Annotated in this window: 8 protein-coding genes; 4 read left to right on the top strand and 4 right to left on the bottom strand. The window is 49.0% G+C overall.

All coding sequences use genetic code 11. The annotated features are described in order from the left end of the window. Positions 1–3: 3 nt before the first annotated feature. Positions 4–2,445: a nitrite reductase large subunit NirB gene (gene nirB / locus FS818_RS19025; protein ID WP_145333696.1), complete on the bottom strand. Its 2,442-nt coding sequence runs from the start codon at positions 2,443–2,445 to the stop codon at positions 4–6. 647 nt (positions 2,446–3,092) lie between these two features. Between nirB and FS818_RS19020 the strand changes: the two genes are divergently transcribed. Beyond that, positions 3,093–3,686, top strand: a complete 594-nt coding sequence (locus FS818_RS19020; protein ID WP_145333695.1) for an ANTAR domain-containing response regulator — start codon at positions 3,093–3,095, stop codon at positions 3,684–3,686. Positions 3,687–3,704: 18 nt separating this feature from the next. Then, complete coding sequence (locus FS818_RS19015; protein WP_145333694.1) at positions 3,705–4,781, top strand: anthranilate phosphoribosyltransferase; 1,077 nt, start codon at positions 3,705–3,707, stop codon at positions 4,779–4,781. 12 nt (positions 4,782–4,793) lie between these two features. Here the strand turns inward: FS818_RS19015 and FS818_RS19010 are convergent, their stop codons facing one another. Together FS818_RS19010 and FS818_RS19005 are read right to left on the bottom strand one after the other, a co-directional pair. Then, positions 4,794–5,342: an acyl-CoA thioesterase gene (locus FS818_RS19010; protein ID WP_186331743.1), complete on the bottom strand. Its 549-nt coding sequence runs from the start codon at positions 5,340–5,342 to the stop codon at positions 4,794–4,796. A gap of 205 nt (positions 5,343–5,547) precedes the next feature. Continuing rightward, entirely contained in the window at positions 5,548–6,171 is a 624-nt protein-coding gene (locus FS818_RS19005) for an acetate uptake transporter (protein ID WP_090921519.1), read from the bottom strand. Between the two features lie 474 nt (positions 6,172–6,645). Here FS818_RS19005 and FS818_RS29520 point away from each other — a divergent pair, with 474 nt between their 5' ends. Then, positions 6,646–11,850 (top strand): rhamnogalacturonan lyase family protein, encoded by a 5,205-nt coding sequence (locus tag FS818_RS29520; RefSeq protein WP_145333693.1) that lies wholly within the window; start codon positions 6,646–6,648, stop codon positions 11,848–11,850. 423 nt (positions 11,851–12,273) lie between these two features. Then, the gene (locus tag FS818_RS18995) at positions 12,274–12,450 is read left to right on the top strand and encodes an aspartyl-phosphate phosphatase Spo0E family protein (protein ID WP_145333692.1); all 177 of its coding nucleotides are present in this window, start codon (positions 12,274–12,276) and stop codon (positions 12,448–12,450) included. Between the two features lie 215 nt (positions 12,451–12,665). Here the strand turns inward: FS818_RS18995 and FS818_RS18990 are convergent, their stop codons facing one another. Then, complete coding sequence (locus FS818_RS18990; protein ID WP_145333841.1) at positions 12,666–13,595, bottom strand: response regulator; 930 nt, start codon at positions 13,593–13,595, stop codon at positions 12,666–12,668. Positions 13,596–13,684: the final 89 nt, after the last annotated feature.

The raw sequence follows: 13,684 nt of genomic DNA, 5'->3' as shown, positions 1-13,684 counted from the left end.
CTTCTAGTGGGCTACCGGTTCTGCACCGGACAGTGGGGTGAAGTTTTTACGCAATTTCTCATCTTCAATAATCTCTTTCCAAGGATCTACCGTGTGACCGAGTGTCACTTCCAGACGTTCCACCAGTGCGAGACGTACGTCCCGATCTGCCAGAGCCTCCTTCACATGATCCAGACCTACCCGTTCAATCCAGGCCGCTGTTCTCTCGTTCCATCTTGCGTTCTCTCTGTAGTATTGCAGGTAAGCGTAAGTCCACTCTTCGACTTCAGCATCTGTTTTCACCGTACATAACAGCTCGGCTGCTCGAACCTTCACACCGCCATTGCCGCCGACATGAAGCTCCCATGCGCCATCGATGGCGACAACGCCCAGATCTTTAATCGTTGCTTCGGCACAGTTCCGTGGGCATCCCGAGACCGCCAATTTTACTTTGGCCGGAGCGACCATCTTGTCGAGTTTCTTCTCCAGACGAATGCCCATTTCGATCGAATCTTGTGTACCGAAGCGACAGAACGTATTACCGACACATGTTTTTACTGTACGTAATGCTTTGCCGTAACCGAAGCCGGAAGGCATGTCGAGCTCTTCCCAAATCTTCGGCAGGTTTTCCTTCTGTACTCCAAGTAGATCGAGTCGTTGTCCACCCGTAAATTTGACCATCGGTACGTCGTATTTCTCTGCAACTGTTGCGATCTTGATCAGTTCTGCCGGGGACGTTACACCACCGTAAATTCGCGGAATAACGGAATACGTGCCGTCCTTCTGAATATTGGCATGGTAACGTTCGTTCGTGAATTTGGATACCCGCTCATCCTCATATTCCGTAGGCCAGATCATACCAAGGTAGTAGTTAAGGGAAGGGCGACATTTGGAGCAGCCTTCTGGCTCATCCCAGCCAAGCACGTTCATGACTTCTTTGACGGTTTTCAGGCCCATCTCCTTGATTTGTGCCACAATTTCATCCCGGTCATACGAAGTACAGCCGCAGATACCTTCTTTGGTTTGCTCGCCCACGTTGTCCCCTGCATAATAGGTGAGCAGTGATTCCACGATTGGTTTACATCCTCCACAGGAAGCGGAAGCTTTCGTGCAGGATTTGATAGCGCGGGCGGTGTTACATCCTTTATTGAGAACAGCATCACCGATGGCAGCTTTCGTTACACCGTTACATCCACAGATGATCTCATCATCTGGCATGGCAGCCATGCGCTCGGCTACAGACGGGCCGGAACCGGAACCGCCAGAAGGCACGCCGAGCAAAATTTCTTTTTCACGACCGCTGATGTCCTCACCGCTTTTAATGAAGGAAAAGAGGGATGCGCCATCGGTCGTATCACCAAACAACACTGCACCGACGAGCTTGCCGTCCTTGATCACCATCTTTTTGTAAATACCGTCTACATCATCCTGAATGCGAATGCTGCGTGTGTCTGGCGAGTCCTTGAATTGTCCGGCAGAGAATACGTCGACTCCCGAAACCTTCAGCTTGGTTGAAGTGACCGACCCTGCGTATCCTTCGGTTGCTGCACCAGCGAGCCGTTTGGCAAGAACCATGCCTTGTTCATATAACGGAGCTACGAGTCCATAGGCAATACCGCGATGCTCCGCACATTCTCCTACAGCAGAGATTCCAGGGATATTGGTATGCATATAGTCATCCACGATGACCCCGCGATTAACGTCCAGACCGCTGTTTCGAGCCAGTTCGATCTGCGGGCGAATACCGACTGCCATCACAACGAGGTCTGCCTCAAGCACCGTTTGGTCGGTGAAGCGAAGTGCTTTAACCCGGCCTTTGCCTGTAATCTCTTCCGTATGTTTGTTCAAAAGGAACTTCATTCCCTGCTCCTCAAGCTCTCGCTGAAGCATTAATCCAGCAGGCAGATCCAGATTTCGATCCATCAAGTGTCCGTTAATATGAATGACGGTTACGTCCATACCCAGATTCAATAGTCCGCGGGCAGCTTCCAGACCGAGTAGTCCACCGCCGATGACAGCCGCTTTGCGGTACTTTTGGGATGCCGCCATCATCGTTTCACAGTCTTTAATGTCACGGAAGCCGATGACCCCTTCTTTATTCGCGCCTGGAAGAGGCAGGATGAAAGCCTGTGAACCTGTCGCCATAATCAGCTCATCATAGGATGCGTGGACCCCATTCCGAGATACAACTTCCTTGCGTACCGTATCGATCTGCACGACAGGGTCGCCCGGATAGACATGGATACCGTTATCTTCGTACCAGCTCCAGTCATTAATCACGATATCTTCAATGGAGGTTCCGCCTGCGAGAACGGAAGATAGCATGATGCGGTTGTAGTTTGGATGCGGCTCTGCGCCGAAGACGGTAATGTCATATGCGTGTGGTGCGAGTTTCAGAATATGCTCAATTGTACGAATTCCCGCCATACCATTGCCGACCAGCACCAGTTTTTTCGTTGTACTCATTGTGGTTAGCCTCCTCAGATCCATTTCTGTATTCTGTTCACTACGCTACCTTCGTCTCTTCCTAAAAATCGAAAAAGCCTGTCATGCATCGGAGGACTGCGCATATACATACGCATCCCTTATCTCCGAATTTGCAAAACAGGCTTCATTGCCGTTTCAACCAGTTACGTCGTTGTAACTGTGAGTGATTCTTCAGTTATGGAGTTCTTATGGGTTAACTATAAAATAACGATTTATTCATGTCAATATAGTTGACATAAAAAAGTATTTGAAATTTGAAGTTAATTATGTTTACATGAGTTTAAAGAAAAGCTGAATCGGTTACGTGAAATGTGCTATAAATTACAAAAAATAAGAAAATAAATCCATATAATGCTTCTGAATCGCCATATAATGCAGAAAATGTGTCATGAATAATCATGGTCAATCCATTATTTTTTCCATTTTAATCTGTTAAGATCAAACCAAGGATCATGATGCATCTCTATATGCTTCTCACGAATATTCTGAACACCTGGGATTTTGAAATACCGATGTTTATTTCTTAATTTTTGTCAGGTAATATGACATATTCGGACTTTCATGTGGTAATGTATTAAAAGTTATCGTGGGTATTGTATATCAATATAAGGAGGGATTGATCCATCATGCGATCCATATTGGTCATCCGTGTACATCCCATTCAGGCCGGCTCGTCCGAAGCAATCCCTCTAACACCGGAGAAGCTGCTGGGAGCGGTTGGCTATCATGTGAAGGTCTCGGACAGGGAGGATGAGGTGATGAAGCTTGCTCGTGAAGTCGATGCCTCCATCCTGCATTTGTCTCTTGCGGACGTGGCTTATTGGGTAAAGCGGCTGGGTGAGGAGAAGTCGGATACTCCGCTTCTCTGGTGGTGTGCTCCGGATACGGCATCTTCCTCTGTAGAAGACTGCGAGGTTGATACCTCGTTTGATGGCATTCTTACACCGTCTATGGCTGGGCCGGAAATTCACTGGACGCTGCACTTTGCTGCGCGGCGTTATATGGAGCGCAAGCAATGGGAGCAAGAGCGACAGCAACTGCAGTCCAGACTGGAAGATCGAAAATGGATTGATAAGGCGAAGGCGATCTTGTGTGATTTAAAGCAGATCTCCGAATCGGAAGCCTATGATCTGTTACGCAAAAAAGCGATGGATGAACGCAAACGGATGGTCGATGTAGCTACAGCGATTGTGAAAGCACATCAACTGCTCCAGTCATAATGGGAAGGAGGATGCTCTATGGATATGTCTCAGATCCTCAGAGAGGTAGGGCGCGGCAAACGAGGCTCACGTGATCTGAATTATGCAGAGGCACTGATTGTTGCCGAGAATATATTGAAACAGCAAGTTTCTCCTGCCCAGACGGCTGCATTTCTTATGGCTGAGCGGATGAAGATGGAAAATGTCGAGGAGATGGAAGCCTTTGTGCATGCGTGCCGGAACAGTGCGGAGCGTTTCTCCGTATTTCAGGATAGTTTGGATTGTGCGGGTCCTTACGACGGACGAACCAAGTCATTTATGGCAACATACCCTGTGGCATTTGTACTGGCGGCAGCGGGTTTGCCGGTTACGCTACACGGCAGTGAGCCTTTACCACCCAAGTGGGGAGTTACGCTGTCTGTTGTATTGAGAGAGGCAGGGATCGATACACGCAAGATGGAACGGGAAAATGCCCGGAGTGCGGCTCTCCATACAGGTGTAATGTATGTTTCTGCGGAAGACTGGTGTGAGCCGCTACGCAGACTTCGCCCATTACGGGAAGAACTGGGTTTTCGAACGGTACTGAATACAGCCGAGAAGCTGATTGATTATAATCATTCATCTTATCTTGTTTTTGGAGTGTTTCATAATACGTTTCTGGATCGAATTGCCAAGCTTCTTACTCGTTTTCATTATCAACGTGCTTATGTTGTTCAAGGTATGGAAGGATCGGAGGATCTCTATATTGATCGTCCTACGCGTGTGTATGCTGTGGAGGATGGCGAAACGAAGCTTGAACTCGTAGATCCTTCAAGCTACGATCTGGATATGCCTGTGCCGGATATGATCTGGACCGCAGCGAAGCAAGTTGAGGTGGCGGAGAGTGTACTACGCGGGGATGGTCATCTTACGTTTGTAAATCAGGTGCTGTTAAATGCGGGCTTTCGACTATACGTTGCAGGACGTGTCCCTTCCATAGAGCAGGGCATATACATGTCTAAGCAGTATATAGAAAGTGGAGATGCATTCCGTCTCTATCAACAGTGGTGTGTTTCGATGGGTGGAGAGTTGCCGGATAGCAGAACGGTATCGATCTATCCGGCATCCTCTGGTTAAACTGTTTTGTGCTTATTCCCAAGGATACGTTACGGTCAGGAAGTCGGCGAACTTTTTGCTCTCTTCCCGCCGTTGTTTCCGCATGGCTGCGCGGTCAGGTGCAGTCTCGTACAGCTTTTTCTCTTCCTCAGTCTCCGGAATAATACGGGGCACGATCAGTTTGCGGTTATTCTCATCCAAGGCTACAAAGGTCAGGAAAGCCGTCGCCGCAATTTTTTTCTCCCCCGTCTTCAGATCCTCACGAATAACCTTCACGAAAATTTCCATGGAACTGCGACCGGTCCACGTAGCGAACGATTCAAGTGTTACGGAGTCCGTAGGATTAATCGGGTACAGAAAATCGACTGAGTCGGTTGATGCAGTAACGGTATTTACCCGGCACAACTTGGAGGCGGCAATGGAGGCGATATCGTCAATGTAGGACATCAGCTTGCCGCCAAACAAGGTGTTATGATTGTTAACATCTGTCGGGAATACCCGTGCTGTTTTGAAGCAACGCGTTTCGCGTACATACTTTCTCTCCGTTTGATCCATCTCCGTCGGTTTCGGTATCTCTCTCATGTTTCTTCCTCCTTACAGTATGGCTGCAATGATTTTATTTCTAAGTGCAGCATTTCTCGAAGCTACTTCTTGGGTTCGGAAGGTTTTCTCCTTAGTATAGGTGTCGGTCAGGATCATATTCAATTGTAGAGGTATGAGACGAGATAAGACGAAAAAACCGCCAGGCGCGGACCGGCGCGCAGGCGGTGGAACTTCAATCCGTATATTAAGCCTTAGGTCTGAAAATACCGGACGGTTTGCCGATCGGCAGGAAAGTATAACCGAAGTGAGCATTCAGAACCGAAGCACCTGTACCATACAGTGACACAATGCCAATCGCCATCTCAGCGTATGCAGCGATCGTATGGAAAATATGTGGTGCTACGCCGAAAGCGTCAAAGGTCAGACCAAGGAACAAGAAATCGATCAGAATGAAAATGATAAGCAACACTTTGTTGGCTTCAACAGCGCCAATCGTCATGAACAAGGTGAAGATCAGGTATCCGGCAAAAGCGAATCCAAGCTGCTTGCCATCAGTCTGCTCAGCGAGTGTAGAGCCGAACACACCCATTTTAATCATCCAGTTGGCACCCATGGCGAACCAGAAGAAGGCATAAGCACCGAAAGCAGTGGTGCCGAAAGTGTTATTGCGTTTGGAATCCTGAATACATGCGAATAGTTGGGCGAAAGCACCCAGGAAGATCGCCCACGGAATAGCGTAGCTAAGTCCGTCGGTAATGCCGAGTTTTTGGGAAGAAGCGACAAGGGTTACAATCGCAAGCCCAAATAATCCCATCGCGCTGGGATCGGCGTTTATGATTTTGACTTTAGTCTGTGACTCGGTTTGCATGGTGTTGATAAGCCTCCAATTAATATCAAATCTGAATCATAGGCCTGCGTAGGCCATTCTCGAAACGGCATGTTGGCATCCGCCGGACCCGGACACACATATCGCCCTATTGTAACCGAATGACCCGGTTATGGAAAGGGATATTATTACCTGAAACATCGGAAAACGGTTGCTTATGTGACAGTCAGTTGAATCGTGGGATAATATATCGGGTTTTTGGTGAAAAAGGACGGAAAATTACATGTTATTTCCAGAACATTAACGTTAGTATCGAGGGGAAATCAATTCTGCAGTTCGGTATGAGCCTGGAAGCGGCGGCATTAACTGCGGTGGGAAAGGGGAGGTGGAAGTGGAGTCAGAGGGACAGGGAGAGTCGTAAGAAGCGTAGGTGGGTTATAAAGCAACAAAATGCAAGCGCTTACTTTATTTAATTCAGCAGAAGGGCATGTTGAAGAAACGAAAGGGTGGGTGTAGATGATCGCAAAACAGACACGGCAACTCGGTTTAATTGTGCTGATATTCATATTTACGATTTCCAGTTTGGGATGGGGTGCATTCTATGGTACGACAGCAGTAAGTGCGGCAGAACTGGATGCAGCTGTTGATGCTGGGGAAACAACCGTTTATCGATACGATTTTGGATCAGGAGCCGTGGCGGAGGGGTATACGGGTGTGGGAGAGGAAACCGTTTATACGACGGAACGAGGATATGGTTTTGCGGATGCATCCAAGGTGACGGTGCGGGATCGTGGGACGAATGATCCGATCAAGTCTGATTTTGCAACGTTTGCTACAGGTGCACAATTCAATGTGGATCTGCCGAACGGTGACTATACGGTCTCGCTTGTTGCCGGGGATGCTGCAGGATCTACTGAAATTGCCATCGATGTAGAAAGCATGAACAAGGTGCAGCTGAACAGCAAAGCGGCAGGCGAGTATCTGGAGATGAACTTCGACATCGCGTTGGTGGATGGTCAGATGAATCTGGTCTTCTCCGGTGCAGCTGCGAATCTGAATGCATTGGTGATTACCAAGCAAGAGGAACGCGGTGCTGGCATCAAACCTGCTCTGTATCTGGCAGGGGATTCCACGATGCAGACCTACAATCCGTATTGGGAGCCGCAAGCGGGCTGGGGGCAGATGTTCCCTTCCTTTTTTAACGATACCGTGGAGATTAAAAATCATTCCATTGGTGGACGTAGCTCCAAGTCGTTTATTTTTCAAGGGCGGCTGGATGAAATTCTGAGAGTGATCCGTCCAGGAGACTATCTGTTCGTTCAGTTCGGACATAATGATGCGACCATCAGTGTGCCTGACCGCTACGCTTCCCCGGCCGATTACAAAATTTATCTGAAAACCTACATAGACGGTGTACGGCAGCGGGGGGCAACGCCGATTCTGGTGACACCGATGGGGCGCAGGGACTTCAATGCAAGTACGGGCAAATTCAATGTTTCCTTTCCTGAATATGTCCAGGCAGCCAAAGAGGTAGCGTCCGAAAACAATGTGCTACTGATCGATCTGAGCAGACTCAGTGTTGAGTACTATGACTCGATTGGGCCTGAGGCTACATTATCGGTGTTCTTGCATGTTGCCCCGGGGATTTATCAGGCGTTCCCTAATGGGGTTGCTGACAATACTCATTTCCAGGAGTACGGTGCCATTCAGATCGCCAGAATGGTTGCGGGCGCGGTGCGTGAACTTGATATTCCACTGGCAGATGCCGTGCGAGATGCTGAAGTGCCTGCCGAGGTTCCAGTGAAGCCAAGCGGTCTGAAAGCTGGGAGCATCAGCAACGCGGGCGCTGTATTGAAATGGACAGCGGATGATACAGCAGATATCTACAAAATCTATCGCAAGCTGTCCTCCGAGCCAGCATCTGCATATAAGCTTGCCGGAACAGCAACGGTTCCGACCATGACCTTATCTGGCCTTACCGAAGGCGAAACCTATACGGTGCGTGTGACCGCCGTGAATGGCCGCGGCGAATCCGAGCCTTCGGACGAGGTGAGCTTCACAACGAGGTCGGCAGCATATCGATACGATTTTGGTCCCGTTGGCTCACCAGTCGCGGAAGGGTATAACGAAGTGACTCGGAATACCTTGTACACACCGGAGCGCGGCTACGGCCTGACCTCTTCGGCGAATATGGCGGATCGGGACCGTGGCAATGCCACGGATGCACTGCGCCGCGATTTTGTCATTTATTTTGGCGGAAACTATGAGTTTAAGGTGGATCTGCCGAATGGCAGCTATTCGGTCAAGGCTTACATCGGGGACTGGATCGGCTCCGCTAGAACCAATATCAATATCGAGGGCAAGGACTACGGAACCGTATCTTCGGGTGCCCAAAATATAGCGGAGAAGGTTATCAACGATGTTCAAGTGCAGGACGGTCAGATGAATCTGGTGTTCAGTGGACAGACCGCGCATCTCAATGGATTGGAGATCACACCGACCTTTATGGCTCCGTCTAAGCTTCAACTTGATGATCTTGATCTGAACAGTGACCCAAGCCGTGCGGTATTGTCGTGGGAGGCAGCTGCAGGAGATGTGCAGTACAAGGTCTATCGGCAATCTGCTGGAGCAACTAAACCGGAATTGCTTGCTACGGTTGATGAACCGGCCTACACAGATAACCAGATCGAACTTGGCATGGACTATGTGTACACGGTAACGGCGGTGGACCAGACAGGGATGGAGTCACTGGCATCCAATGCACTGAACGTATCTACGATTGACCCAAGTGTAACGAAGGCGGAGGTGCCTTCGGGGCTGACGTTACAAGAGGTTAATAAAAACGATGCTTCCTTCACATGGAGCGAAGCTACTGGTGCACGTTTTTACCAAATCTATCGTTCCAAGAACCAGGATGGGCCTTATGAGATGATTGGTCGGACCAAGGAAACTTTGTATAAGGATTCCACCATTCTCAGTACGGTTCCTTATTACTATAAAGTGGCCTCGGTGAACGCAGGCGGCTTATCCGAGCTGTCCAGTGTGCTTGAAACTCCGGTAGCTACAACGCTGAATCGGGCAATGGAGTATTTGGATCGTGCACCGGTTGCGGTGAAAACGGAGCAAGGCAACTACATTGGCTGGCGCATGTTGGGGCTGGATACGGATTCGATTGCTTTCAATCTGTATCGTGATGATGTGAAGCTGAATGCAGATCCTCTGTCGGGAAGCACGAACTATACGGATGCCGAAGGGACGGATAGTTCTAAATACCGTGTTACGACGGTAGAAAATGGAGTAGAGAAGCCGGCGACGAAAGAGTTCGGTGTATGGCAGGAGCAATACCTGTCCGTGCCGCTGCAGAAACCTGCCGATGCGTATACCAAAGACGGGCAACCTTATTCCTACTATGCAGGGGATGCCAGTGTCGGGGATGTCGATGGGGATGACGAGTACGAGATCGTGCTCATGTGGTCGCCGAATAACGGTAAGGATAATTCCCAGGCCGGGATTACCGGCATTGTATATATGGATGCCTACAAGCTGGACGGAACCCGTCTCTGGCGGATCAATATGGGGCCGAATATTCGGGCAGGGGCACATTACTCACCGTTCCTGGTCTATGATTTTGATGGGGATGGCCGGGCTGAACTGATGATGAAAACCGCAGACGGAACCGTTGACGGACAAGGGAAAGTCATCGGGGATGCAAATGCAGATCATCGTAACAGCTCCGGATATGTGCTGCTGGGTGATGAGTTTCTTACCGTATTTGATGGAGAGACCGGGGCGGCACTGGATACGGTGAAATATGATCCGCCGCGCGGAGATGTTGCTGCATGGGGGGATGGATACGGAAACCGTGTAGACCGCTTCCTTGCGGCGGTTGCCTACCTGGACGGAGAGCATCCGAGTGCGATGTTTAGCCGCGGGTATTACACGCGAACAGTACTTGCTTCTTACAATTTTCAGGATGGTAAGCTCAGTCAGGTATGGCGTTTTGACTCGAACGATGAGGGTTACGGTTCCTATGCAGGTCAGGGGAATCACAACCTGTCCGTAGGTGATGTGGACGGTGACGGCAAAGATGAGATTACATTCGGAGCGATGGCCATTGATGATGACGGTAAGCCACTTTACAACACAAGACTGGGACATGGAGATGCCATGCATCTCAGTGACCTCGATCCAACCCGTCCGGGGATGGAGGTATTCGGGGTACATGAGGATCGTAGCTCGAAATATGGCATGGAGATGAGAGATGCTGCCACAGGTGAAGTGCTTTGGGGTGTGTTCACGGGCATGGACACGGGTCGCGGTATGGCAGCTGATATCGATCCGAACTATCCGGGGGCTGAGGTATGGGCTGCCACGATTACCAATGAACAGCATATTCCGATTACCGGGCTGTATAGTGCCAAGGGGGAATTGATCACCACGAAGATTCCTTCCTCCACAAACTTTGGAATTTGGTGGGACGGCGATTTGTTGCGTGAACTGCAGGATGGTATTCGAATCGACAAGTGGGACTACGAGAACCAAACTACGGTTAATCTGCTGACAGCAACAGGAGCTGCTTCCAACAATGGAACCAAAGCCAACCCAAGCTTACAAGCTGATTTGTTCGGTGACTGGCGTGAGGAAGTGATTTGGCGCAGTCAAGACAGCTCCGAGCTGCGGATCTATACCACGACCGATGAGACCGATGTTCGGCTTCGTACGTTGATGCATGATCCAGTCTATCGTCTTGGCGTAGCATGGCAAAATGTTGCTTATAACCAGCCTCCACACACAAGCTTTTATCTCGGTGCAGGCATGGAACAGCCGAAGGCTCCGAATATTCGCTATGTGGGTGGCCCGCAAGAGCCGGAGGACACCACACCTCCAGTCATTACAGGCTTGCCAGCGGAGCAGATGAGCGAGGATGATGTGCTTCAAGTGAAGGTGAAGGCTGAAGACCCTGAATCGGGTATTGCACGTCTGGAGCTGACTTGGGATGGCGAGACTGTGCAGTCAGGGGATGAGATTGCGCTGGCTGGGCTTGTCGGCAAGCATATCTTTACAGCTCGTGCGGAGAATGGTGCGGGACTGATCGCCGAGGCAAGCGTTGAAATAACGGTAGTGGCCGGGGATCAGGCTACTGGTGCTCCCGGAGTGCCTGTTCTGTCAGACAATAACGGTCACGGAAATGGACTTAGTGATGGAACCTACACGGTGAGCATGAACATGTGGTGGGGGAATAACGGTACAGGATATAAGCTGTATGAGAACGGAGAACTGCTGGATAGTCAGAAGTTATCTGCCTCCACCCCCGCAGCGCAGAAGGCATCCACTTCCATTCAAGGCCGGGCCAATGGTACGTATGTATATACGTGTGAGCTAACGAATGCCAAAGGTAAAACGGAATGTCAGCCGCTCACGATAACCGTTCGTAATGCTGAACCATCTCAGCCAGAGCTGTCCCACGACAATTGGGATGGAGATGGCAACTATACAATCACAATGAATATGTGGTGGGGCACGAATGCCACATCATACCGATTGTATGAGAACGGTACTGAGATTGACAACCAGCCGCTAACGGCATCTTCTCCTCATGCGCAGACAGCCAAGGTTGAGATCAAAGATCGTGCCGTTGGTGATTATGAGTATGTAGTGGAATGGGTCAATGATCATGGGAAGACGACAAGTGAAACGATACAAGTGAAAGTTACGAAGTGATATTCCAAATCTAATAACGGATATCCAATGTGTAAATATACGTCAGCATAACAGACAGGGCAGCTTCATCCGACATGAATAAGAGGTAACCTGGAGCATCTCTCCATTCTCAGAAGGACACCAACCATGGGGTTCGAGATTGGAGGGGTGCATTTTGGTTTATTTTTATAAAATACACAATTATGACACAAAGCCTTTTCAGGCAGAAAACGCATAAACAGAGGCCGCATATAGAGTAGGGAGAAAGTGACAAGACGGCGTTACATCTGGTATTTTTCGCCAATCTCTATTAAAATGAAATTAGCCCTTTCAAATTTTGGAGAAGCATACAAAACATCCATGTCTCCTCTGCCATATGTTAATCCAACTATAGATTGACAGGAAACAATACAATGGAACACAAATGAAGGAGGTATCAGGGCCATGGTTATGAGTTTGGATTTGAAAAACAAAATAGAAAAAGCCAGGCATAACCTTCATAAACTGGTGGAGCATAATAAGGGAAGGCTTGGACATCCCGAAGTCATTCGGCAGTCGATGGCACTGGATGAATTGATTAATGAGTATAATCGAATATCCCGGAATCAGGCGCGAACGTAAGAGTGAACGGAACGGGAATGCAACTATATATCGCAACAATGTATCATGATATGAACTTGTATGGTTTGGGCGAACAGAGTAACACATCAACCCCAATCAAGGAAGGGCATGAAGATCGCCGTCAGAGCTAACCTCGCATCACCGTGAGGGAGCTTTGACGGTCGATCATTCATGCCTGTTTTCGTTGATGGTCAATCCATCATGTCTGTTCTAATTTAATGAAGCATGCGTTTGGCTTCCAAGTACAGCACCTGCACGAATTTTTTCGTATTGATTCGGGTTTGGGACAGCGAGGGCTCCACGTTGTTTTGCAGTTCGAGCATTTTTTTGCGAATCTCGGTAAAATCAAAAAATTTGGAAGCATAGTTCTCAAATTTCGGATGGGTATAGTCTGTCAATCCAAGAGACACCACATGACTCAGTGTCTGAAAAATGGCTCTGCGCACCCGCTGTTCTGCTGCTTTGACCTCTTTGGTAATGTCCGCAGCTGAGGCAATCTCTCCTAGTTTGCGTTGAGCTACTTGCTGGAAGATGTCTTTGAGCGAAGGGAAGGTGTAAGGTGATAGCTTATGTTCCTCTGTCTCTAGTTGTTCAAGATATTCCAGCATGTCCAGTAGATCTCGGCTGCCCGCCTCCCCGATCATGCCCATCTCGGACAACAGAAAATGACCTGTGGTAGTAATGGTCTTGTCCGGAGCCTGCACCTGCTTGCGCTCACCTGTCTGTAAACCCGTCAGCCCTTGCAGTGTACGCTGGATATCAGCAATAGACTGCTGCATACGCAATCTCTCTTCCACAAGGCGAAGCACGGATAGAATCTCCAGCCGGTTAATCGGTTTCGTAATATAATACTCAATACCTAAGGAGTAAGCTTCTCCAATCATGTTTTTGGACTCAATCTGGGAGATCATCACAATCTTGCCTTTGAACTTTCCTTCAAGCGCACGTACGGTCTGTATCCCATCCTGATGCGGCATCAGCAGATCGATCAGCAGGACATCCACCTTATGCAGCTCCAGCAATTCGGCATGAATATGGGCTCCATCCTCGGCTTCCCCGGCAATGTCACCCAATCCTTCATCTTCAATAATGTCCATTAGCATGGAACGCACGCTTGGATCATCGTCCACGATAAAATAACGCAAATCTCTCACGTCCTTTCCAATTCATCACGGTATATCCCTAAAAAAGCTCTATTTAAACGGCGGTTTGTCTCGCCATAAAATCCTGTTTT

Origin of the sequence: Paenibacillus xylanexedens, from assembly GCF_007680605.1 — a bacterium.
Lineage (GTDB): Bacteria > Bacillota > Bacilli > Paenibacillales > Paenibacillaceae > Paenibacillus > Paenibacillus xylanexedens_B.
This window is presented reverse-complemented; position numbering and strand designations above follow the sequence as displayed.

Coding starts and splice junctions, on each gene's coding strand:
- nirB (WP_145333696.1), bottom strand. CDS start 2,445: ATGAGTACAACGAAAAAACTGGTGCTGGTCGGCAATGGTATGGCGGGA.
- FS818_RS19020 (WP_145333695.1), top strand. CDS start 3,093: ATGCGATCCATATTGGTCATCCGTGTACATCCCATTCAGGCCGGCTCG.
- FS818_RS19015 (WP_145333694.1), top strand. CDS start 3,705: ATGGATATGTCTCAGATCCTCAGAGAGGTAGGGCGCGGCAAACGAGGC.
- FS818_RS19010 (WP_186331743.1), bottom strand. CDS start 5,342: ATGAGAGAGATACCGAAACCGACGGAGATGGATCAAACGGAGAGAAAG.
- FS818_RS19005 (WP_090921519.1), bottom strand. CDS start 6,171: ATGCAAACCGAGTCACAGACTAAAGTCAAAATCATAAACGCCGATCCC.
- FS818_RS29520 (WP_145333693.1), top strand. CDS start 6,646: ATGATCGCAAAACAGACACGGCAACTCGGTTTAATTGTGCTGATATTC.
- FS818_RS18995 (WP_145333692.1), top strand. CDS start 12,274: ATGGTTATGAGTTTGGATTTGAAAAACAAAATAGAAAAAGCCAGGCAT.